Origin of the sequence: Delftia sp. 60 (genome assembly GCF_002754395.1) — a bacterium.
Lineage (GTDB): Bacteria > Pseudomonadota > Gammaproteobacteria > Burkholderiales > Burkholderiaceae_C > Comamonas > Comamonas acidovorans.
This window is the reverse complement of record NZ_PEFD01000001.1, coordinates 3,943,620-3,966,392: the sequence shown is the minus strand read 5'-3', so window position 1 is coordinate 3,966,392 and position 22,773 is coordinate 3,943,620. Positions and strand designations below refer to the sequence as shown.

Sequence of the window (22,773 nt, the reverse complement as noted above, 5' to 3'; positions counted from 1 at the left end):
CCGATGTTCGAAATGCATTCTTCCTTTTCCAGGGTTTCCAGCGCTCGCGCTGCCCAGTCCCTTTCCGTGCGGCTGAGCCCGCTGGCCCTGGCCTGCGCCTTCATCTGCCTGCCGGCGCAGGCTCAAACACAAACGCCCACCCCAACGCCGCCATCAACCGCCCTGCCCGAGGTCCAGGTCACCGGCCAGGCCGAACGCATCGGCCAGCAACTGGCCCAGCCTGCGCGCTCTGCCAGCCATACCGGCGTCTCCAACCAGGAAGTGCCGGCCAGCGTGGACGGCGTCTCTGCCGAGCAGATGCAGGAGCGTGGCGACTACGCCCTGGTGGACGCCGTCACGCGCACCGTGGGCCTGACGGCCAGCAGCACGCCGGGCAACGGCGGCCTGGCCTTCAGCAGCCGTGGCTTTGCGGGTGTCAATTCCGTGGGCGTGGCCGAAGACGGCATGGTGCTGGGCGTGGCCGCCGGCACCACGGCCTATCCGGGTGACAGCTGGGGCTACGAGCGCATCGACGTGCTGCGTGGACCGGCCTCGCTGATGTATGGCAGCGGCACCATGGGCGCCACGGTCAACGCCATCCGCAAGCAGCCCAGCCGCACCAGCTCGGCCGAGGTGCTGCTGGGCGCGGGCACGGACGACACGCTGCGCCTGGGCCTGGGCGTGACCGGCGCCCTGGGCGCCTATGCCAGCTACCGCATCGACAGCTACACCGCCCGCAGCGCAGGCGAGCGCGATCTGGACCAGTCGCGCAACGGCAAGTTCATGAGCACGCTGCGCTTGGAGCCCACGAGCGACCTGCAGATCGACCTGATTGCCGACCGCAGCGTGCAAAAGCCCAGCCGCTACTGGGGCACGCCGGGCCTGGACGGCAAGGTGGTGGAGTCGCTGCGCGACCGCAACTACAACGCCGAAGACAGCGTGCTGCGCTATGCCGACGAGCGCCTGCGCGCCAAGGTGCAATGGAAGGCCAATGACTGGCTGACGGTGCGCAACGAGCTGTACCACGTGAAGTCCGACCGCCACTGGCGCAACATCGAGGCCTACGCGCTCAACCCCGCCACCTGGACCGTGGGCCGCTCCGACTACCTGGAAATCCTGCACGACCTGGAGCAGACCGGCAACCGCCTGGGCCTGAACGTGGACCGGGGCTCGCACAAGATCGCCATGGGCTGGGAGGCCGCGCGCATCAACCTGCGGCTGTCCAACAATTCGCCCTATGGCGGCTCGTCCACGGTCTCGGCCTGGGACCCCGTGCATGGCAGCTGGGCCAGCCCCGATCTCACCGCCGCCAAGACAGAAACCGGCGTGACCCAGCATGCCCTGTACCTGGAAGATGCCTGGCGCATCAGCAACCGCTGGCTGGCCATGGCCGGCCTGCGCCGCGATGTCTACGACTTTGCCAGCCACTCGCTGGTGGGGGGCACGGATTTCAACAAGACGCTGGCCGCCACCTCCTGGCGCCTGGGCCTGACCTATGAGCTGGCCCGCAACACCCATGTCTATGGGCAGATCAGCTCGGGACACGATCCCGTCAACAGCCTGGTGTCGCTGAACCTGGCCAACACGGCTTACAAGCTGAGCAAGGGCCGCCAGGCCGAGATCGGCATCAAGCAGCAGGTGGCTGGCGGGCGCGGCGAGTGGACGCTGGCCGTGTTCGACATCAAGAAGGACAACATCATCACGCGCGACCCGGACCGGCCGGCCATCTCCATCCAGGGCGGCAGCCAGTCCTCGCGCGGGGCCGAGGTCACCGCCACCTTCCAGGCCACGCCCGCCCTGCGCGTGGAGGGCAATCTGTCCTATGTGGACGCCCAGTTCGACAAGCTCATCGAGGCTGGCGGCAACCGCGCAGGCAACCGTCCGCAGAACGTGGCTAAGACCACGGCCAACCTCTGGGGCCACTACCGCGTGGGCGCCTGGCAGGCCTCGCTGGGCCTGCGCTACGTGGGTGACCGCTTTGGCAACAACGCCAATACCGTGAACCTGCCCGCTTACACCGTGGCCGACGCCGCGCTGAGCTGGCAGGTGGACCCGCGCACCACCCTGAGCCTGATCGGCCGCAACCTGGCCGACAGGGTCTATGTGGGATCGAGCTACGGAAGCCAGTTCCTGGTCGGGCAAGGCCGCCGCTTCGAGATCGCGGCCCATATCCGGTTCTGATGGCCATGGCGCGCTCCAAAAGCCTCCACGGCCTGTGCGCTGGCGCCCTGGCGGCCACCCTGCTGCTGGCCGGCTGCTCGCGCAGCGATTCCGGCACCACCAGTGAACTGCCGGCACCGGCTGCCGCACCGCAGGCGGCCGTGACCGTCAATGTCTGCGGCAGCCCCGTGACCTACGCCAGCGCACCGCTGCGCGCCGTGACCCATGACGTGAACATCACCGAGATGTTTCTCTTCCTGGGGCTGGGCGACCGGCTGGTGGGCTACAGCGGTATCACGCAGGCCAAGCAGATCGACCCGGCCTTCCAGGCCCAGCTGGCCCGCGTGCCGCGGCTGGCCGAGCGCGAGATGAACCTGGAGGCCATCCTGGGCGCCTCGGCAGATTTCGTCTTCGGAGGCTGGAGCTACGGTTTTCGCCAGGGCCAGATCACGCCCGAGGTGCTGCAGCGCCACGGCATTGCCTCGTATGTGTTGTCCGAATCGTGCATCCGCGTGGGGCCGCGCAGCCAGGTGGCGCTGGAAGACGGCCTGACCGACCTGCGCAACCTGGGCCGCATCTTCCGCATCGACGCCCATGCCGAGCAACTGGCGCAGGGGCTGGAGCGCGACCTGAAGGACCTGCGCGAGCGCATGCAGGGCGTGCGGCAGCGGCCTTCGGTCTTTGTCTACGACAGCGGCCAGGACATCCCCGTGACCGTGGGCCGCTACGGCATGCCGCAGGCCATGATCGAGGAAGCGGGCGGGCGCAACATCTTCGACGACATTCCCAGCAACTGGCCTGCAGGCAACTGGGAGGACGTGGTGCAGCGCAACCCGCAGTGGATCGTCATCATCGACTACGGCCAGCCCCATGCCCAGGGCAAGATCGACTTCCTGCTGGCCAAGCCCGAGCTGGCCGGCGTCGATGCCGTCCGCGAAAAGCGGTTTTTCGTCATGACCTATGCCGAGGCCACGCCCGGCCCGCGCAATATTGCGCGGACCCGCGCCCTGGCGCAGGCCCTGCACCCCGACCGCATGCCGGCGCCCAGCCATGCGACCAACTGACTCCCGCTGGCCCAGGCGCCCGGGCGCCGCCAGCCTCTGGTGCCTGCTGCTGTTCGCGGCCCTGTTGCTGGTGATGACGCTGGCCATCACCTGGGGGCCCGTGGACATGCCGGCCGGCACGGTCTGGCGCATTGCCTGGAGCCGGCTGCTGCAGGTGCTGGGCATGCAGCCGCCGCCGCTGGAGGGCATCACGCCGCAGCACCAGCAGATCGTCTGGCTGATCCGCATGCCGCGTGTGCTGCTGGCGGCCCTGGTGGGCGCGGGGCTTGCCGTGGTGGGCACCATCATGCAGGCCATGGTGCGCAATCCGCTGGCCGATCCCTATCTGCTGGGCGTGTCCTCGGGTGCGTCGGTGGGCGCCGTGGCCGTGCTGGCCTTCGGTGCGCTGGCCTCGGCCGGCATGTACGCCCTCACGGCCGGGGCCTTTGCAGGGGCGCTGGCGGCCACCGTCGCCGTCTACCTGCTGGCGCGCTCCCAGGGCCGCATTCATGCCACGCGGCTGATCCTGGGTGGTGTGGCCATCGGCTATGTGCTGGCAGGCGTGACCAGCCTGATCACCCTGTCATCGGGCCAGCGCGACCTGGCCAATGCCCTGCTGACCTGGACGCTGGGCAGCCTGGCCGGCACGCAGTGGGAGGAACTGGGCATTCCCGCTGCCGTGCTGGCTGCGGGAATGCTCTGGCTGGGGCTGCAGACGCGCCCGCTCAACGCCCTGCTGGCCGGTGACGAGGCCGCCGCCACGCTCGGCGTGGACACGGCACGGCTGCGGCGCGCACTGTTCCTGGTGGTGTCGCTGCTCACGGGCACCATGGTGGCGGTCAGCGGCGCCATCGGCTTTGTGGGGCTGATCGTGCCGCACGCCGCGCGCATGCTGGTGGGCACGGACCACCGGCGCGTGCTGCCCGTGGCCGCCCTGGCCGGCGCCCTGCTGCTGGTGCTGGTGGATCTTGTCGCGCGCACGGCCTTTGCGCCCATGGAACTGCCCGTGGGCGTGATCACCTCGCTGATCGGCGGACCCTTCTTCGTCTGGATGCTGGTGCGCCAGCCGGTGCAGGGAGGGCGCGGCCCATGAAGCTGCAAGCCCAGGACCTGTGCTGGAGCGCCGATGCCCGGCGTGCCGACGCCCGGCGCATCGTGGACCAGGCCAGCCTCGCCCTGCATAGCGGCGAATGCGTGGGGCTCATCGGCCCCAACGGCAGCGGCAAATCCACCCTGCTGCGCATGCTCTACCGCGTGCTGCGCCCCGACGCGGGCTGCGTGCTGCTGGACCAGCGCGACATCCGGGACATGACGGCGCGCGAGTTCGCGGCCCAGGTCTCGGTCCTGGCGCAGGAGGCGCCGCAGAGCTTTGACTTCACCGTGCGCGAGGCGGTGATGATGGGCCGCATCCCCCACCAGTCCCCCTGGGCGGGCGACAGCGCCGAGGACCTCGCCTGCATGCGGCAGGCGCTGGCCCAGGTGAATGCCCTGGCGCTGGAGGAGCGGCGTTTCTCCAGCCTGTCCGGCGGCGAGAAGCAGCGCGTGCTCGTGGCCCGCGCGCTGGCCCAGCAGCCACGGCTGATGCTGCTGGACGAGCCCACCAACCACCTGGACATACGCCATCAGCTGGAGTTGATGTCACTGGTACGGCGCCTGCAGATCAGCAGCATCGTCGCCCTGCACGACCTCAACATCGCCGCCTACTACTGCGACCGTCTCTATCTCATGGAACAAGGCCGCATCGTTGCCCATGGCACACCGGCCCAGGTACTGACCCCGGCCACCATCGGCCAGGTCTACGGCGTGGCTGCCGAGGTGGACATCCATGCCGCCACCGGCCGGCTGCGCATCAGCTTCATTCCCGATGAACTCCTCTGAAACATCCATCCCGCCCGGGCCCGACGCCGTGATCGTGCTGGGCCGCGGCGGCACGGGCGCAGCATCGCGCCAAAGCCTGATCGAACTGGCCGATGCCTTGCGCCAGACGCTGGAGCCGGCCTGCAAGGTCGTCACATCCTTCGTGGACAAGGCCGCACCCTCGCTGCCCGAGGCGCTGCAGCAATGCCTGCCGGCACGCTCCATCGTCGTGCTGCCCCTGTTCGCGCCCGAAGAGCCTGCCCTGCTGCGCTGGCTGCACAAGCTGGCCATGCGCTGGCGCTCGCAACTGCCGGACCAGACCGTGCAGGTGCGGTTTGCCGACCATCTGCTGGGTGCTGCGACCATGCCCGCGCTGCTGCTGTCTCAGATGGCCCAGGCCCTTCAGGCCCCAGACATTGCCGAGACCGCTGGCGACCAATGGCAGCACGATCCCCAGGCCTGGTCCCAGGTGCCGGACCACCAGCACCACGCCCTGGTCTGCACGGGGCCGCGCTGCACCGCCCTGGGCGCCGTGGCCGTCTGGCAAAGCCTGGGCGAGGCCGTGCAGGCCAGCAGCGAACTGCGTGCCAGGCTGCGCCTGCTGCAGACCAGCTGCCAGTACCCCTGCAACCATGGCCCGCTGGCCATCGTTTATCCGGACGGCGTCTGGTACGGGCGGCTGACAGTCGGGAATGCGGCCCAGGTGGTGGAGGCCCATGTGCTCTCGCGGCAGGTTTGTGCGGAGCACCACGTGCACGGGCCTGTGGAGCTTTTCTCGGACTCGTGAGACCATATTTCGCCAAGCATTCCCCTGATCAAATCCGATGACGCTTGATCTGCCCGACGATATCGTTGCCCATCCCCTATATGGCTCGAAGCCGATGCACTCAGGCGTCAGCCTGCCCAATGCGGTCTTTGCCCGCGCTCATTGGAGCTATGGCAGTGAACGCTTTTTCCCGGAATCAGCCCTCATCGCTGATACCACCAAGCAAAATTACAACGTCTTCCCCCGCTATTGCTACGTCGACATCCTCAAGCATTGCAGAGGCTGTGACCGCCCCTTCATCTTTTTTGCGATGGAGCAGAAGCACTGGTTCGAGACCTTGCGTTTCTATGTCGATGCTGACTGCGTCCATTGCACGGAGTGCGGCAAATCGCGGCGCAGGGCTAAACGACGCGTGACCCTCCATGCACATCTTGCGAAAAAGAAGGATTTGAGCGACGAGGAGTTCATGCATTTTGTGGACAACACAGTCCACTTGCTCCAGGCCGGCTTTCTCAAGAATCTCTCCAGACTGGGGCAACTGAAAAACCGGGCCATGGCACGCATGCCTGAGTACAGCGGCACCAGGCAGTTGGAAGAGGCCCTCAGGTGCCTGCGGGCAGGGTCTTCTTGACGGCAGGCTGTGCCGTCTCCAGCTTAGCCAGCCTCACCGCCACAAAATCCCGCAACGCACGCACCAGCGGCGTGAACTGCCTGCGACTGGGTGCGACCAGGAACAGGGGCACGCACTCGGTCGTCCAGTCGGTGCACAGCGCAAGAAGGCGGCCCCGGGCCAGGTCCTCGGCCACGTCGAAATACGACTTGTAGGCAATCCCCCGCCCAGCCACGGCCCAGCGCCGCACGGCATCTCCGTCATTGGCCACATTGCGGCCGCGCACCCGGACATGGACGGGCTCAGGTACGGCAGCCCCCTGCCCTGCCGGCCAGAAGCTCCAGCGGTCGTGTACTTCCTCGCCCAGCATGAAGCACAGGCAGTCATGGCCGGTCAGGTCGTGGGGGGTGGCGGGGGCGCCCCGCTGCTGCAGATAGGAAGGCGCGGCGCAGAGCACGCGGCGGTGCGTGTCCGACAGCGGCAAGGCCACCAGGCTGGAATCCTGCGGCCTGCCATAGCGAAAAGCCGCGTCCACAGGCTCGCTGTAGACATTGGCTGCGCGGTCGGACAGGTGCAGGCGCAGATCCACGCCTGCGTGCTGGCTCTGGAATTCGTCCAGCCAGGGCATGAGCACGTTGCGGCCCAGGTCGGAGGGGGCGGCCAGTTGCAGCGTGCCGCGCAAAGCGGCCTGGCCGCCAGCCAACTGGTCGCGCACCTGGCGCAGGCCGGCCAGCGCGGGGCGGCAGTGCTCCAGAAACAGCTCGCCCTCCTGCGTGAGCCGCAGGCTGCGCGTGGAGCGCACGAACAGGGTCACGCCCAGCTCTGCCTCCAGCCGCTTGAGCGCTGCGCTGGCGGCAGCCGGGGTCAGGTCCAGGGCACGCGCCGTGGCCGAAAGGCTGCCGCTGTCTGCGGTGCGCACGAAGATATCCAGGTCTTGCAGGCTTTTCATGGGCATTCGCCAAGCTTTGATTTTCAAAAACTATTTGAAGCTTAGTCCAACGAGAAAGCCATTTGTCGCGCTTGCGCCAACTGGGCGCAGGGCCTGGGATGGAAGCTGGCTTCCATCCTTTGGCAGCGGATCTTGGCGCCGCGGCAACCGTAGTATGGTTGCCGCCATGCAGCTCAAACATTTCGCCGGTGCCCTGGCTGGCAGCCTTGTGTTCGCCACAGCCACGGCAGGGGTCACCGCAGCCAAGACCCCCTCCTATCCCGATGCCGATGCCAGCGACCCCGCAAAGCTGGGCTGGATGGTGGGCTCGCCGCCACCGCCGGACCGCATGCTGCGCTTCGACGACGGCTCCTATTTCCAGTTTCCCGCCATGCGCTGGAGCGTCTCGCACTTTCGCCAGCTCATGCCCACGGTGAATGTGTCACGCGGCCTGGCGCCTGCGGCGCCGCTGGCCCAGGCGCTGCGCGAAGACATTGACGAGTTGCGCTTCACGCCATTGGGTGCCAGCCAGCCCATGACCTGGCGCGATTCGCTCAAGGCCAACTACACCGACGGCATCGTGGTGCTGCACAAGGGCCGCGTGATCTATGAGCGCTACTTCGGCGTGCTCAAACCCGAAGGCCAGCACGGCGCCATGTCGGTGACCAAGTCCTTCGTCGGAACACTGGCGGCCATGCTGGCTGCCGAGGGGCAGCTCGACCCTCGCGCCGCGTGTCGGAATACGTGCCTGAGCTGGCGGCCTCGGCCTTCGGCAATGCCACGGTGCGCCAACTCATGGACATGACCACGGGCATTCGCTTCAGCGAAGACTATGCGGACCCCCAGGCCGAGGTCTGGGCGCACGCGGCAGCGGGCAACCCGCTGCCCAAGGCCAAGGACTACACCGGCCCGCGCAGCTACTACGAATTCCTGCAGACCGTGAAGCCCGAAGGCGTGCACGGCAAGGCCTTCGGCTACCGCACGGCCAATACCGATGCGCTGGGCTGGGTGCTGGCGCGCGTGAGCGGCCAATCGGTGGCCGAACTGCTGTCCGAGCGCATCTGGAGCCGCCTGGGCGCCGAGCAGGATGCCTACATGTCGGTGGACTCCACAGGCACGCCCTTTGCAGGCGGCGGCCTGAACCTGGGCCTGCGGGACCTGGCGCGCTTTGGCGAGATGCTGCGCAACCGGGGCCAGTTCAACGGCCAACAGATCGTTCCCGCAGCCGCCGTGGACGACATCCGCCGTGGGGGCGATGCGGCGACCTTTGCCAAGGCCGGCTACAAGCTGCTGCCGGGCTGGACCTACCGCAACATGTGGTGGGTCACGCACAACGCCCATGGCGCCTTCGCGGCACGCGGCGTGCATGGCCAGACCGTCTACATCGATCCCAAGGCACAGATGGTGATTGCGCGCTTCGCCTCCCACCCGGTGGCTGGCAATGCGGCCAATGATCCGACCTCGCTGCCGGCCTACGAGGCCCTGGGCCGGATGCTGGCTGGGGAGCGCTGAAGCACTGAAGGGGCGGCAATTCCCCGCATAGGCTTCGGCGGCCAGGGGGCACCGCCTGCAAGGACGCGTATTGTCAAGAAAATTTGCTAACGTATGTAGCATCTTCTTGCAATAAGTAATTCTTCTATGTTCCAGTCCCTGCGTGCGCGACTCATCGCGCTCAGCGTGGCCATCGTCACCGTGGCCATGCTGGCCCTGGCCATTGCCAACTTCCTCACGGTGCAGCGCCATGTGCTGTCCACCCTCGACGACCAGAGCCGCCAGCTGGTGAACGCCCAGGCCCAGGTTCTGGGCGAATGGGTGGCGACCAAGCGCCTGCTGACCCATACCCTGGCGCAGGCGGTCGATACGCCGGACCCGCGTGCCGTGGTCCAGGCGCTGCGCGATGGCGGAGGCTTCTCCGACGCCTATTTCGGCTACACCGACAAGCGCATGTTCTTCCTCAACGAGATGGCTGCCGACTACGACGTGACGGCCCGCCCCTGGTTCAAGCAGGCGCTCAAGGAAGGCAGGCCCATCGTGACGGCGCCCTATCTGTTTGTCTCTCCACCCGAAGTGGGCGTGACCTTTGCCGAGCCCGTGGGCCCGGCCGGCAATCCTGTCGCCGTGGTCGGCACCGACGTGCTGCTGACCACGGTGGTGCGCACCGTGGGCGCCATCCGGCCCACGCCGGGCAGCTTTGCCTTCTTGGTGGATGAGGCCGGTGCCATCGTCACCCACCCCGATCCGGCACTCACGCTCAAGCCCGTCTCCGCGCTCTCGCCCCAGTTGCGTGCCGACGCCATCCAGGCCCTGCCCAAGGCGGGCACGGGCATGCGCACGGCCGTCGGTGGCAAGGACTTCCTGCTCTACGGCCAGGGCGTGCCCGGCACGAACTGGCAACTGGTGGTGGCCGTGCAGCGCGACGAGGCGCTGTCCGCGCTGGGTTCGCTGCTCAAGGTGTCGGGCGCCATCGTTGCCATTTCGCTGATCCTGGCGATTGCGCTGCTGGGCGCCGTCATCGCCCGCGTCACGCGCCGGCTGGCCGTGGTGCGCGATGCGCTGGAAGACATCGCCTCGGGTGACGGCGATCTCACGCGACGCCTGTCGGTGCAAGGCAATGACGAACTGACGCAGATCGCACGCGCGTTCAACCACTTCACCGACAAGATCGCCTCGGTGCTGGTGCGCATCCGGGAATCGTCCGAGACCGTGCGCCATGCCTCCACCGAAATCGCCAGCGGCAACCAGGACCTGTCGGCACGCACCGAGCAGCAGGCCAGCTCGCTGGAGGAAACGGCTGCCGCCATGGAGCAGCTCACAGCCACCGTGCAGCACAACGCCGAGAATGCGCGCCAGGCGCGCCAACTGGCCAGCAGCGCCTCGGACATCGCCACGCATGGCGGCACCGTGGTGGACCAGGTGGTTCGCACCATGGGCGGCATCGAGCAGTCCTCGCACCGCATCGCCGACATCATCGGCGTGATCGACTCCATTGCCTTCCAGACCAACATCCTGGCGCTGAACGCCGCTGTGGAAGCGGCCCGCGCCGGCGAACAGGGCCGGGGCTTTGCCGTGGTGGCCTCCGAGGTGCGCACCCTGGCCCAGCGCAGCGCCACGGCCGCCAAGGAGATCAAGGCGCTGATCGACGATTCCGTGGGCCAGGTCGATGCCGGCAGCCGCCTGGTGCAGGACGCAGGCGCCACGATGGGCAAGGTGGTGGAAAGCGTGCAGCGCGTGACCGCTATCGTCACCGAGATCAGCAATGCCAGCCAGGAACAGAGCACGGGCATTGCCGAGATCGGCACCGCCGTCAGCCAGATGGACCAGTCCACCCAGCAGAACGCGGCCCTGGTCGAAGAGGCCACGGCCGCGGCGCAGTCGCTGCAGCAGCAGGCCGCGCAACTGGCGGACGTGGTGGCAGGCTTTCGGCTGGACAGCGAATCATCCTGGTCCAGGAGCATCGCCCTGCATAGATGAAATCGGCGCCGCACGGCAGGCAACCCACCGCCGTGCCCCACCGCTCTGCCCCGGCGGCGCCGGTCCGGTTACTGCAGCGCGATTGCGGCCTGCCGTACCAGCTTCTCCGTGCGAGGGACCTCGGTTTTGACGAAGGCCTCGAAGTCGGCAACGCTGCCGCCACGGGCTTCGGCGCCGGTGGCCACCAGGCGCTCGCGGAACTCAGGGGTGTTCAGCAGCTTGTTGATCTCGGTGTTGAGCCGGGAGACCACGGCCGGCGGCGTGCCGTGGCTGGCCACGATGCCGTACCACGGGGCGATGTCAAAGCCCGGATAGCCTTGTTCGGCAATCGTCGGGATGTCCGGGGCCATGGCGGCGCGGCTTGCCGTCGATACGCCCAGAGCCCGCAGCTTGCCGGCCTTCACCTGGGGCAAGGCGGTCATGATGGTGTCGAAGTACAGGGAGACCTGGCCCGATATCAAGGCCGGGATGGCCTCGGCCGCACCCTTGTAGGGCACATGCACTATGTCGATGCCGGCGGCCTGGCGCAGGAACTCGCCAGCCATGTGCGAGGTCGTGCCGGCCCCGAATGAGGCATAGGTCAGCTTGCCGGGGTTTGCCTTGGCATAGGCCACCATCTCAGCCAGCGTACTGAACGGCAGGGACGGGTTCGCCAGCAGCACATTGGGCGTGACCGCCACGATGGCCACCTTCTCGAAGGCGTCCGGGTTGTAGCTCAGCTTCTTGTACAGAAAACGGTTGGTGACCATGGAGGCCGGCCCGCTCATCAGCAGGGTGTAGCCGTCGCCCGGGGCCCTGGCCGCGGTGTCGCTGCCGATCATGGCGGCGGCACCCGGCTTGTTTTCCACCAGCACGGGCTGCCTCAATGAAGTGCTCAGCCCGGCCCCCACTTGCCGGCTCAAAAGATCCGTGGCGGACCCGGCCTGAAAGGGGACGACGATGCGTATGGGCTTGCTGGGCCAGGCGCCGGCCCCCTGGGCAGAGGCTTGAGCGGCAGCGACAAGGGCCAGGGCAGACAGCAGGGCCGTGGCCAGGGGAGTGCGGAGCGTTTGGAGAGGCATGGTCTTCATCAGGTTGGAGAGCAGGCATGGCGAAGGAACAGGTTCCGGTTGCCACGAAGAAAATGCATAGATATTTAGATATTTGTATCCAATCATGCGGAAGACTAGCAAGCAATAATCGAACCAGCTCTAGGGAAAACCGCCTCTTGCCATCAGCTGCACAGGCATGGCTGCGTGGAAACCGGCACAAAAGGGGTCCAGGGAGGCGCAGGCAGGTCCCCGTAGAATCGGCGGGGCCCTGCCCTGGGCGAAAGACACCGGATAAACCATGCTGACCGACCGACGCGCCTCGTTTGAAACTGTCCATGCCACGGCACAGGAAGAGGCCTACCAACACATCAAGCGAGGCATACGCACGGGCGAACTGCGCCCGGGCATGCGGCTGGCACCGGATGACATCGCGGCCGAAATTGGCACCAGCCGCATGCCCGTGCGCGAGGCGCTGAACCGCCTTGCCACGGAAGGGCTGATCGTCAACCGCCCCAACCGTGGCTCGGTGGTCCGGGTGCTGACCGAAAAAGAGGTGCGCGAGGTGTTCGCCATGCGTTCGGTGCTGGAGGGCCTGGCGGCCACCCTGGCGGCCGAGAACGTGACCACCAATGACATCCACGATCTGGAGCAGTTGCTGCAGCGCATGCACCGCAGCGGCCTGAATGCATCGGAGTGGATCACGGCGCACCGCCAGTTCCACGAGCGCCTGTGCACCATTGCCGACGCTCCCCAGCTGATGCGGCAGATCGCGTCCCTGCACTCGGTCTCCGAGCCCCTGATGCGGGTGTGGCTGGAGGGCAAGCCATCGACGGACTACGTGCACGACAGGCACGAAGAACTCATAGGTGCATTGAAGGCCAGGGATGGCGCAAAGGTGGAAGCCCTGATGCGCGCCCACATCCTGCGCACGCTTCCAGGCATCCTCCAGGCGAACCAGGCCGACTGAAATCCGCACTAAAAGCCGCGCCGGCCCCTTCGCGGTCACGAAGCGTGAAGCCAGCGCGCAGGCTGCCGTCTGTCAGGAAAGGTTGGCGCCCATGGCGCAGCCGTCCTTGCGGTGGTCGGATGCGCCGTGCAGCACACCGTTGTCCCAATCCACCCGAATGGCCTGGGCGCCGCCGATGGCAGGATAGCCGGGCGCCACCAACCGGTAGCCCTGCTGCTCCAGCGCCTGCGCGACATGCTGCGGCAAGGTGCTTTCAACCTCGACCTTGTCGGTGCCGGGAATGGGGAACAGCCGTGGCAGATCGCTGGCGGCCTGGATGTCGCAGCCGTAGTCGATGACCTTGGACAGAAAGTGCGCATGGCCCATGGCCTGGTAGTGGCCGCCCATCACGCCGAACACCAGCTCCACGCGGCCATCCTTCGTGGTCATGCCGGGGATGATGGTGTGCAGGGGCCGTTTGCCGGGCCCGATGCAATTGGGGTGGCCCTCAGCCAGTTCAAAGCTCTGGCCCCGGTTGTGCAGCAGCACGCCTGATTTGGGCGCCATCAGGCCGGAGCCGAAGGGGTGGAAGATCGAGTTGATGAAGCTGGCGCAGTTGCGATCCTTGTCCACCACCGAGATGTAGACCGTGTCCTTGTGCTCCGCTGCCGAATTGGTCGCCGGGGTCTTGAAATGCTCCGGGAACTCGCCGTTGCGCAGCTGGGCGGCCAGCTCCTGCGACAGCAGATAGTCGATGTCCACATCGGCAAAGCGCGGATCGGCCAGCAGCGCATCCCGCACGCGGTAGGCCATGCGCGTGGCATCGATCTCGGCCTTCAGCCGCTCGGGCGAGAGCGGGTCCGTGCCCGGCTCCAGGCCCTGCAGAATGTTCAGCAGCAGCAGGGCAATGATGCCTTGGCCCGGAGGGGGCACTCGTGCACCACATGGTCTCGGAACCTGCTCTTGACCGGCTGCACGAACTCGCCACGATAGGTGGCGAAGTCCTCAAGCGTGTGCACGCCACCGAGGCTGCGCAGATAGGAGACGATGTCCTGCGCGACCTCTCCCTCGTAGAAGCCGGCGCGGCCTTGCTCGGCGATTTTGCGCAAGGTGGCGCCCAACTGCGGCTGGCGGTGAACCGATCCGATGGCCGGTGCCTGGCCATCGACCAGCATGATGTCGCGCGCGGTGGTGGCGGCCAGCAGTTGCGTGTGCATGGCCCAGTCGGTGCCGGCGCGCGGCGCCACGGCATAGCCCTGCTCGGCGAAGCGGATGGCATCTTCCAGAAGGCGGCCCATGGGCAGCCGGCCGAACCGGTCCGTCAGGGCGACCCAGGCGTCCACGGCGCCAGGCACCGTGACCACGTAGGGCGACTGGCGGCGCAATTGCTTTTCCTCGCCCGAGGCAAGAACGGCCTTCAGGGAGGTGGCCTGGGGCGCCCAGCCGGCGCCGTTGTAGGCCGTGATCTGGTCGGAGCCCTTTTCGCTGTACAGCGCAAAGCAGTCTCCTCCAATGCCGGTGGAGCCAGGCTCCACCACGCACTGGACCGCACAGGCCGCGACGGCGGCATCCATGGCGGTGCCGCCGGCCTCCAGGATGCGAACAGCGGCCTGGGTGGCGGCCGGGTGCGAGGTTGCCGCCATGCCGTGCGTGGACATGACGACGGAACGGCCAGGATTCTGGAAATTACGCATAACGGTTCTTCTTCCTTGTGTTGCTGGGACTTGGATTTCGGGCAATGAATGGGGGCCGGGAGGCTGCCAACGCTGCTTGCAGCGGACCGCCATCGACGCAGGGCGCGATGGCAGCCTCGAGATTACCGTATCCTGATATCTTTGTATCCAATTTTTCCAAAGATACCCAAGCAATCACCATGCCTGGATTGGCCGTACACAATGCACCATCAGAGTGCGCCCTGGACCCTGACAGCCAAACCTAGAATGACGACCGGGCTCCGTCCACCCCAGAACCATCACCATGCCGCCACTTGCCACCCCCTCGCCCGATGCGGCACAGACCAGTGCCCACGAAGAGGCCTACCAACACCTCTCTCATGGCATCCGCATGGGGCTGCTGAAGCCGGGCGACAGGCTGGTGGCCGATGACATCGCCAACTCCATCGGCATGAGCCGCATGCCGGTCCGCGAGGCCTTGCGCCGGCTGACTGCGGAAGGCCTGTTGGTCATGCCGCCGAACCGGGGCGCGATCGTGCGGGAGCTTTCCGAGAGCGAGGTCATCGAGGTTTTCGAGATGCGTGCCGTGCTCGAAGGCCTGGCCGCAGCCATGGCCGCCAGGCGCTGCACCCAGGCGGATGTGGACGACCTGCAGGACCTGCTCTCGAAAATGAAGCGTTGCGAGAGTGACCAGTCGGAATGGATCACGGTGCACCGGCGCTTTCACGAGCGCTTTTGCCGCATCAGCGCAGCCCCGCGCCTGTGCGAGCAGATCTCGGCCCTGCATTCGGTGGTCGAGCCGCTGATGCGGATCTGGCTGGAAAACAACGAGCCCTCGCCTAGGTTGCAGGAGCACCACCAGCAACTGGTGGCCAGCCTGCAGGCCGGTGACCCGGATCGCATGGAGCGCGAAGTGCGCGCGCATGTGCGTGGAACGGTAGACAGCATCACGCAGGCCATGCGCAGACATCGGCCGCCCCAAGGCAAATCGCGCGCCAAGGCCTGACCTTGGCCTGGGCGATACGCCCTAGCCTCTCCTGTCCTTGAGGCGCGTCATGGAGCGGCGCGCCGCGGACAGGCTGCCGCGCCGGCCCAGCGAAAGCCCCGCGCCGGCATCCGGCAAGGCACCGCCAGCGGCCAATCGCTGCTGTGCCTCCAGCAGGCTGCGCAGGTCCGCCGCACGCTCCTGCGCCAGGGCGGCCGCATTCTGGGCGGTCTGCAGCTGGGAGTGCAGGCTCAGTTGTTCCTCCTCACTCTTTTCATAGCGGCCTTGCAGCTCTGCAAGGCGGGTCGCTGCCTTGCGCTCCTGCTCGGTGGCTGTCTTGCGCGCAGCCGCCAGTTCCTGGCGTGCACGGTCCACTTCGTTGAGCATGTGGCGCTCATTGCCCGCGTATTGCTCGGCCATGCGCTGGCGTTCCAGCGCGGCAGACTGCATTTCCTCGCCATGCTTTTGCTGCAGCGCCTCGCGCTGGCGGGCGGCTTCGGCCAGCGCATCGCGCATTTCCTCCAGACGCTCGTCGCGGTCCTGCAGCTGCTGCTGCATTTCGTCCAGCCGGCGCGACAAGTCCTGCGACTGCGCCTGGGCCACTTGCAGGGCCTGGTCCATGGCCTCTTTCTGCGCCTGCATGGACGCCTCGCGTCGCGCCATTTGCTCTTGCTGCTCCTGCAGCTCGGCCTGCGTGGCCTGCGCCGCTTCCTCGCGCGATTGCAGCGCGGCGCGGGCGGCCTCCATGGCGGCTTCCTGGGCAGCGTCCCAAAGCTGCTGCGCCAGGCGCTGAACGGGATCGGGCACGGACGAGGGCAGCAACTCGCCCTGCCCTGCCGCCACGCCCAGGCGCTGGCCCAGGGTGGCAAACCAGGTCTCCAGCATCGGGCTGACGGTATTTGGCGAGCCTCGGCCGATTTGCTGGCGCACGCGCTCGATGGTCGGCCGCAGGCCCTGGGCGATCAAGGCGTCTGCCGCGGCCCAGACATCGGCTTCCTGCACGCCGCGGGTGGATGTTTTCTGCATATCGTGAACTATTTTCCAGATTACCAACGATAAGTGATTGTTATCGTAACTTATTTTAATATTACGTAATACATCATATGTGCCATGTATTAAATATTACATATGAAATTTTCATACAGTATGGATACGCACATTACACGGCTTTGCCCAGGCAAAAGGCCGCGGCAGCCTCTGGAAAGCTTGGAAACTGAACTTTGCATGGCCTGCACGGCCACAGGCTCCGCGGCGGGCGGCCATGCTGTGCCGGGCGACAATCCACGGATGCGCAACGGCCCCTTTTCGCTGATTCCCCAAGACCAGCCTATGGAAGACACACAGCAAGGCAGCACCCTGCCCTCTGCGGGGCTGGAGCCTGCCGCCCAACAGGCCGTGCGCGAGTTGCTGCGCGAGGGCGAATCCACCAACACCAGAAACAGCTACCAGAGTGCGATGCGCTACTGGGCCGCCTGGCATGCGCTGCGTTTTGAGCAGCAGATGCAGCTGCCGCTGAATGTGCCCTGCGTGCTGCAATTCATCATCGACCACGCCCAGCGGCAGACCGGCGCGGGCCTGGCCAGTGAAATGCCGGCGCACATGGACCGCGCCCTGGTCGAGGCCGGATACAAGGCCCGCGAAGGCCCCCTGTCGCACAACACGCTGGTGCACCGCATGGCGGTGCTGTCCAAGGCCCATCAGGTGCACGGTTTGGCCAACCCCTGCCAGGACGGCGCGGTGCGCGAGCTGATGTCGCGCACGCGCAAGGCCTATGCGCGGCGCGGCGAGCAGCCCGCCAAAAAGGATGCGCTGACGCGCGACTTGCTGGAGCAATTGCTGCAGACCTGCGATGACAGCCTGCGCGGCCGCCGTGACCGCGCCCTGCTGCTGTTCGCCTGGTCCAGCGGCGGGCGCCGCCGCTCGGAGGTGGCCGGGGCCGACATGCGCCACCTGCGCGCCGTGGGGCCGCAGGAATTCATCTACACGCTAGCCCACTCCAAGACCAACCAGTCCGGGCGGGATGTGCCCGAGAACCACAAGCCCGTGACCGGGCGCGCGGCCCAGGCGCTGGCCGATTGGCTGCGTGCCGCCGTCATAGAGGAAGGGCCGATCTTCCGGCGCATCCGCAAAGGCGGCCATGTGGGCGAGCCCCTGTCGCCAGCGGCCGTGCGCGACATCGTGAAGCAGCGCTGCGCGCTGGCGGGCGTGGAGGGAGATTTCTCGGCGCATTCCCTGCGCTCGGGCTTTGTGACCGAGGCCGGGCGCCAGAACGTGCCCTTGCCCGACACCATGGCCCTGACGGGGCACAGCAGCGTCAATACGGTGCTGGGCTATTTCCGTGCGGATTCCGCGTTGAGCAACCGTGCGGCCCGGCTGCTCGATGCCGGCGACGACGATGCGGCCGCCGCCGCGCAAGGCAGCGGCCGGCCGCAGTCCTGAGCCGCTGGCTCAAAAGAGCTCAAAAGCTCAAAAAGCTCACTCCTGTACCGAGGTCCGCGTGCCGCTCAGGCCCAGCTTGCGCAGCAGCGTGGTGTCGGCTTCCACATCGGGGTTGCCGGTGACCAGCAGCTTGTCCCCGTAGAAGATGGAGTTGGCGCCAGCCATGAAGCACAGGGCCTGCACGGCGTCGCCCAGCTGCTGCCGGCCTGCCGACAGGCGCACACGCGCCGTGGGCATGGTGATGCGCGCCACCGCGATCACGCGCACGAAGTCCAGCGGATCGACCGGCTCGCTGTCCGCCAGCGGCGTGCCGGGAACGCGCACCAGGCTGTTGATGGGCACGGATTCGGGATGGGGGTTGAGATTGGCCAGCTGAGCGATCAGGCCCGCGCGGTGCACAGGCGCCTCGCCCATGCCGATGATGCCGCCGCAGCACACGCTGATGCCCGCGCCGCGCACGGCCTTGAGCGTGTCCAGACGATCCTGGTACTGGCGCGTGCTGACCACGTCCTGGTAGTACTCGGGCGCGGTGTCCAGGTTGTGGTTGTAGTAGTCCAGGCCCGCTTCGCGCAGCGACTGCGCCTGGTGCGGCTGGAGCATGCCCAGCGTGGCGCAGGTCTGCATGCCCAGGCCCTTCACGGCGCCGATCAGCTCGTTCATCTTCTCGATGTCGCGGTCCTTGGGCGCGCGCCAGGCCGCGCCCATGCAAAAGCGCGTGGCGCCCGCGTCCTTGGCGGCCTGGGCGGCCCGCGTGACTTCGTCCACGCTCATGAGCTTTTCCGCCTTGACGCCGGTATCGAACTCTGCCGCCTGCGGGCAGTAGCCGCAGTTCTCGGGGCATCCGCCCGTTTTGACCGACAGCAGCGTGGCCAGCTCGATGTCACCCGCAGGCCAGTGCTCGCGGTGCACGCTCTGGGCCTGGAACATCAGGTCCATGAAGGGCTTGTCCAGCAGTTCCTGGATGGCCTGCACGCTCCAGGCGCCTTCAAACGGCAGCGTGTCGCTTTTGGAGGGGCGTGCATGCCATTGCAGGGGGCTGCCGGCCGCAGGCTGTGCGGAGGTGGCGGAAGTCGTCGGGGTGGTGCTGCAGGCGGTCATCAAAAACTCCTCTGTGGGTCTGCTTTTTTCATTCTGATGAGCAAAAAAAGCCTTGGGAATGAAAAAGCCGGCTCCTTGGCAAAAATAGTTGCCCCATTTTCATGGCCTGCAAAAAGAGCGAACTTCGCTTATTTTTGAGCGATGTTCGCTGCGTTTTGGCAGAAGTTTTTCTGCCTGCATGCTTCATGCCGCAAGCGCGCAGCCATTGGCGGCCAACATCGCTCAATTGTCCGATGCAGGCCGAAAAAGATGTGCAAGCGGGCGCCGGCCTTGATTCCCAATACCTGCCAGATGCCTCTCCAAAACGACCACAATGGGTGCCCGCCGTCGTCGACACGGCGGTTTTCATTGCCACGGCCCGTGCCTCCACCCGCTTTCCACCACTTTCCCCCGATTCGCTCCGATGTCCCTGCGCTCCCTGGAATTTCCCACCGATCACGGCCAACCGCTGCTGCTGTCGCGCGAGCAGCAGGCCATCCTGGCGCATGAGGGACGTTCGGCCATCGTGGCGGCGCTGGCGGGCGTAGGCAAGACGACCACGCTGGCCTGCAAGGTGGTTCAGGCCTGCCGCAGCGGCCAGGCCCAGCGCATCCTGGTGCTGGCCTATTCGCGCTCCGGCGTGGCGGCCTTTCATCACCGGCTCAAGCAACTGGTGCGCGAAGTGCCGCCCCAGGTACAGATCACCACGGTGGAGCGCTGGGCGGCCCAGCAGATCCGCCGCCGCGACCCTGCGGCCCGCTTTCTGGCCGACCGCGTGGCACTGCAGGCCCGTGTGCGCGAGGCACATGCCGCGCTGTGCGAGCGGCTGGCCTGGCAGCCCGACCCTTTGTTCGAGCAGCCCGGCGATCTGGATCTGGACGCCTTCTGGGACTTCAACCTCAACGCCAAGAAGTCGTTGCTGCCCCAGCGCCTGGCCGAGGAAGGCATGGGACTGGCCAGTTTCTGCGAGGAGTATTTGCTCGACTACCGCATGGCCGGCCTGTTCTTCGAGTACGAGCGCCGCCGCATCGACCACTGCGGCGACCCGCTGTACTACGCCGAAGGCGACTGCAGCCATGCACTGGCCAGCGACGCCCTGCAGGGCCAGGCGCTGGACCTGCCGCGCTACGACCTGGTGGTGTTCGACGAGATGCATGACCTGGACCCGGCCTCGCTGCAACTGCTGCGCGCCCTGGTCGGAACCAGCGGCTGCGCCTTTCTGGGTGCAGGCGACTTCAACCAGCACATCGAGGCACAGGCCTGGTCCGTGTTCCGCGACAAGCTCCACCAGCTCGATGACTTCCTGCCCCAGGCCACGGCCACGCTGGCGCTGACCCAGTCGCGGCGCTTTGGCCCGCAGATCGCCAAGGCGGTCAATGCGCTGTTCAACGTTGGCCTGACTGCGGCGCCCACGCGCTTCAGCACCGTGCAGCAACTGCAGCACACCGATGACAGCCAGTGCATTGACCAGCTGCTGCAGATCCAGGCCAGTCTGGCGCGCGGCACGCCAACGGCGGCGCCGGGTGAGCCCCCGTCGCCCGGCGCGCGCAATCCCTCGCTGACCGTGATCCTGCGCCATGAGCAAGATGCCTGCGCGCTGGAATGGGCCATCCACCGCGCCGGCAAGTCCGCCAGCTTCTACGGCTTCAAGCGCTTTTACCTGCAGCGCGAGATTGCCCTGCTGCTGGGCCTTTGCTATGCACATGGCATGCAGGCGCTGTCATGGAAGGCCGAGGTCAGCGTGCTGGGCAGCGAGACCCTGGCGGCCTTTGTGGAAGGTGCGCTTTTCTACGGCAAGGGCAGCGTGGATGGTGCCGACATGGCTGATCCGTCAAGCCGCCACACGCTGGCCCAGCGCATGGCGGGCGAGATGCTGCACAACCCGCAGATCATCTGGCGATTTCTGGGCAACCAGTCCAGCCTGCAGGGCGGGCAACGCAACTTTCAAGCCTTTGGCCGCTTTTTGCAGCTGCCCCTGGCGCTTCAGTCAGACGCGCGCAGCCTGCTGGAGCAGGCCGACGTCTGGGGCCTTTTTGCGGGCGTGGCCCTGTCGCAGGCCCAGACGGCGGCCTTGCGTCAGCGCGTGAAGGCCTTCATGGATTCGGTGGAGGGCATGGCCGTGCCCGACATGCTGGCCCAGGTGGCCGCCATGGCCACGCGCTTTGAACGAACCGTGCGGGCCGAGCGCGGCTTCGATTTTCATCTGAGCACCATCGAGGAAGCCAAGGGCAAGGAATACGAGCATGTCGCCCTGCCCTTCATGGAGCCTGGCCGCTTTCCGGCCTCGGCCCCGCACGCGCTGGCCTTTCTGGAGCGCAACCGCCTGTACGTGGCCATGACGCGCGCCCGAAAAAGGCTGTGGCTGCTGGAGCATGCCCAGCGGCGCGTCCAGCCTTTCGCCTGAAGGCGTTTCAGCCCAGGGCGGCAATCACCTCGGCCGGCGCCTGTACCAGCTCGATCAGCACGCCCTCGCCAGCGATCGGAAACTCGTCATTGCTCTTGGGGTGAAGAAAGCAGATGTCGTAGCCGGCCGCGCCCTTGCGGATGCCGCCGGGCGCAAAGCGCACGCCCTGCTCCGTCAGCCACTGCACGGCCAGCGGCAGGTCGTCGATCCACAGGCCGATATGGTTCAGCGGCGTGGTGTGGACGGCGGGCTTCTTGTCGATGTCCAGCGGCTGCATGATGTCCACCTCGACCTTGTGCGCGCCTTGGCCCATGGCCAGGATGTCTTCGTCCACGTTCTCGCGCTCGCTCTGGAATGTGCCGGTCTGGGTCAGGCCCAGCATGTCCACCCACAGGCGCTTCATGCGCTGCTTGTCGGTGCCGCCGATGGCCACCTGCTGTATGCCCAGAACCCGGAAAGGACGCTGTTCGCTTGCCACTGTCTCACTCCTGTTGATTTATGAAGAATCACATTGTGGAGCCAATCCGCAAGGCCGCAGCCCATCGCACAGGCGGCTCAGAATTCCCCCAGCACCCAGCCGCTGATCACCGCAAAGTACTCGCGCAGCCAGGCGTTGGCGCGGATCGTCAAGGGCGTGGGCGCACCCACGGTGAAGGCCTGGCCGTAGCCGCTGCGCTCGGCTATCCAGCCGGCGCGCAGGGTGTGGAAGTCGCTGGTGACGATGGCGATTGCCGCCTGCGGCTCCACCCCGCGCGCCTGCAGCAGGGGCAGGCTCCAGGCCAGGTTCAGCGCCGTGCTGGTGCTGCGTTCCTCCATCAGCAGGCGCTCGGGCGGCAGGCCGTGGCGCTGCTGCAGATAGCGCGCCATGATGGCGCCCTCGCTCTCGCTTTCCCCAAAGTCCACCCCGCCGCTGGTGAGCACCAGCGCCTTGGGTTGGCGGGCGGCTAGCTCGGCAGCGCGGTCCAGCCGCTGGGCCAGCGTGAGCGACGGCTGGCCGTCACGCGTGGCACTGCCCAGCACCACGATGGCCTGCACCGGCTGTTCCGGTGGCAACCCGGACGAGGCGGACAGCAGGTGCGCCCAGAACACCAACAGGCTGACCAGCCACATCGCCAACGCCGCCCAGCCCAGCCACCAGGCGCGCCGCAGCCATGCACTGGCGCGCAGCCTGCGCGCAATGGCCGAGCGCCAGAAGCTGCAGGCCATGAACAGCAGTCCCAGCACCGCTGGCAGCGTCACGCCCAGATTGAACATGCCGCGCGCCATCAGCACCACGGCATCGCCCAGCAGCACGGCGCCAGTGATCAGGCCCAGCCACTGCAAGGGCCCCAGCCGCCGTAAGCCCGAGACGGCGTTGCGTCCGGGCACAGGGCCGGGCGCGGGAGAGAGCTTGTGCAACAAGCG

At 66.9% G+C, this 22,773-nt stretch carries 18 protein-coding genes and 2 pseudogenes; 12 read left to right on the top strand and 8 right to left on the bottom strand.

Annotation, left to right across the window (positions count from 1 at the left end):
• Nucleotides 1–3: 3 nt before the first annotated feature.
• From CLV01_RS17980 to CLV01_RS17955, 6 genes are read left to right on the top strand one after another with little or no spacing between them, the layout of a single operon-like run.
• Entirely contained in the window at nucleotides 4–2,160 is a 2,157-nt protein-coding gene (locus CLV01_RS17980) for a TonB-dependent receptor (protein WP_099733618.1), read from the top strand.
• A complete protein-coding gene (locus tag CLV01_RS17975; protein WP_099733619.1) occupies nucleotides 2,160–3,203 on the top strand; it encodes an ABC transporter substrate-binding protein in 1,044 nt (347 codons plus the stop codon). Before CLV01_RS17980 ends, CLV01_RS17975 begins: the two co-directional genes overlap by 1 nt.
• Nucleotides 3,190–4,275: a FecCD family ABC transporter permease gene (locus tag CLV01_RS17970; protein WP_099733620.1), complete on the top strand. Its 1,086-nt coding sequence runs from the start codon at nucleotides 3,190–3,192 to the stop codon at nucleotides 4,273–4,275. Before CLV01_RS17975 ends, CLV01_RS17970 begins: the two co-directional genes overlap by 14 nt.
• On the top strand, nucleotides 4,272–5,060 hold the full coding sequence (locus CLV01_RS17965) for an ABC transporter ATP-binding protein (protein WP_099733621.1): 789 nt from the start codon (nucleotides 4,272–4,274) through the stop codon (nucleotides 5,058–5,060). The genes CLV01_RS17970 and CLV01_RS17965 overlap by 4 nt, the downstream gene beginning before the upstream one ends.
• The gene (locus CLV01_RS17960) at nucleotides 5,047–5,826 is read left to right on the top strand and encodes a (2Fe-2S) ferredoxin domain-containing protein (RefSeq protein WP_257221372.1); all 780 of its coding nucleotides are present in this window, start codon (nucleotides 5,047–5,049) and stop codon (nucleotides 5,824–5,826) included. Before CLV01_RS17965 ends, CLV01_RS17960 begins: the two co-directional genes overlap by 14 nt.
• Nucleotides 5,827–5,863: 37 nt before the next feature.
• Nucleotides 5,864–6,436: a zinc-ribbon domain containing protein gene (locus CLV01_RS17955; protein ID WP_052151713.1), complete on the top strand. Its 573-nt coding sequence runs from the start codon at nucleotides 5,864–5,866 to the stop codon at nucleotides 6,434–6,436.
• On the opposite strand, the gene CLV01_RS17950 is transcribed toward CLV01_RS17955, so the two are convergent.
• Nucleotides 6,408–7,364 carry a LysR family transcriptional regulator gene (locus tag CLV01_RS17950; protein WP_180288423.1) on the bottom strand — a complete coding sequence of 319 codons (957 nt, stop codon included), beginning with the start codon at nucleotides 7,362–7,364 and terminating at the stop codon, nucleotides 6,408–6,410. The genes CLV01_RS17955 and CLV01_RS17950 overlap by 29 nt on opposite strands.
• A gap of 166 nt (nucleotides 7,365–7,530) precedes the next feature.
• On the opposite strand from CLV01_RS17950, the pseudogene CLV01_RS17945 reads away from it, so the two are divergent.
• A pseudogene (locus tag CLV01_RS17945) lies at nucleotides 7,531–8,855 on the top strand (serine hydrolase domain-containing protein).
• Between the two features lie 126 nt (nucleotides 8,856–8,981).
• Nucleotides 8,982–10,814, top strand: a complete 1,833-nt coding sequence (locus tag CLV01_RS17940; RefSeq protein WP_099733625.1) for a methyl-accepting chemotaxis protein — start codon at nucleotides 8,982–8,984, stop codon at nucleotides 10,812–10,814.
• Between the two features lie 68 nt (nucleotides 10,815–10,882).
• Here the strand turns inward: CLV01_RS17940 and CLV01_RS17935 are convergent, their stop codons facing one another.
• Nucleotides 10,883–11,875: a Bug family tripartite tricarboxylate transporter substrate binding protein gene (locus tag CLV01_RS17935; RefSeq protein WP_099735113.1), complete on the bottom strand. Its 993-nt coding sequence runs from the start codon at nucleotides 11,873–11,875 to the stop codon at nucleotides 10,883–10,885.
• A 268-nt stretch (nucleotides 11,876–12,143) separates the two neighbouring features.
• Between CLV01_RS17935 and CLV01_RS17930 the strand changes: the two genes are divergently transcribed.
• Entirely contained in the window at nucleotides 12,144–12,812 is a 669-nt protein-coding gene (locus CLV01_RS17930; RefSeq protein ID WP_099733626.1) for a GntR family transcriptional regulator, read from the top strand.
• Between the two features lie 72 nt (nucleotides 12,813–12,884).
• Here CLV01_RS17930 and CLV01_RS17925 read toward each other — a convergent pair.
• Nucleotides 12,885–14,485 (bottom strand): annotated as a pseudogene (locus CLV01_RS17925) (gamma-glutamyltransferase family protein).
• Nucleotides 14,486–14,768: 283 nt separating this feature from the next.
• Here CLV01_RS17925 and CLV01_RS17920 point away from each other — a divergent pair.
• Complete coding sequence (locus CLV01_RS17920; RefSeq protein ID WP_099733628.1) at nucleotides 14,769–15,470, top strand: GntR family transcriptional regulator; 702 nt, start codon at nucleotides 14,769–14,771, stop codon at nucleotides 15,468–15,470.
• A 21-nt stretch (nucleotides 15,471–15,491) separates the two neighbouring features.
• Here the strand turns inward: CLV01_RS17920 and CLV01_RS17915 are convergent, their stop codons facing one another.
• Entirely contained in the window at nucleotides 15,492–16,475 is a 984-nt protein-coding gene (locus tag CLV01_RS17915; protein ID WP_013802420.1) for a DNA-binding protein, read from the bottom strand.
• 261 nt (nucleotides 16,476–16,736) lie between these two features.
• Between CLV01_RS17915 and CLV01_RS17910 the strand changes: the two genes are divergently transcribed.
• Entirely contained in the window at nucleotides 16,737–17,888 is a 1,152-nt protein-coding gene (locus CLV01_RS17910) for a site-specific integrase (protein ID WP_099735114.1), read from the top strand.
• Nucleotides 17,889–17,924: 36 nt separating this feature from the next.
• Here the strand turns inward: CLV01_RS17910 and bioB are convergent, their stop codons facing one another.
• Nucleotides 17,925–18,986: a biotin synthase BioB gene (gene bioB, locus CLV01_RS17905; protein WP_012205605.1), complete on the bottom strand. Its 1,062-nt coding sequence runs from the start codon at nucleotides 18,984–18,986 to the stop codon at nucleotides 17,925–17,927.
• A 28-nt stretch (nucleotides 18,987–19,014) separates the two neighbouring features.
• Nucleotides 19,015–19,335 carry a hypothetical protein gene (locus CLV01_RS28885; protein WP_143290025.1) on the bottom strand — a complete coding sequence of 107 codons (321 nt, stop codon included), beginning with the start codon at nucleotides 19,333–19,335 and terminating at the stop codon, nucleotides 19,015–19,017.
• 54 nt (nucleotides 19,336–19,389) lie between these two features.
• On the opposite strand from CLV01_RS28885, the gene CLV01_RS17900 reads away from it, so the two are divergent.
• Nucleotides 19,390–21,369: a UvrD-helicase domain-containing protein gene (locus CLV01_RS17900; protein ID WP_099733629.1), complete on the top strand. Its 1,980-nt coding sequence runs from the start codon at nucleotides 19,390–19,392 to the stop codon at nucleotides 21,367–21,369.
• Nucleotides 21,370–21,376: 7 nt separating this feature from the next.
• On the opposite strand, the gene CLV01_RS17895 is transcribed toward CLV01_RS17900, so the two are convergent.
• The gene (locus CLV01_RS17895) at nucleotides 21,377–21,847 is read right to left on the bottom strand and encodes a VOC family protein (protein ID WP_013802423.1); all 471 of its coding nucleotides are present in this window, start codon (nucleotides 21,845–21,847) and stop codon (nucleotides 21,377–21,379) included.
• Nucleotides 21,848–21,924: 77 nt separating this feature from the next.
• A complete protein-coding gene (locus tag CLV01_RS17890) occupies nucleotides 21,925–22,767 on the bottom strand; it encodes a YdcF family protein (protein ID WP_099733630.1) in 843 nt (280 codons plus the stop codon).
• Between the last annotated feature and the right edge of the window lie 6 nt (nucleotides 22,768–22,773).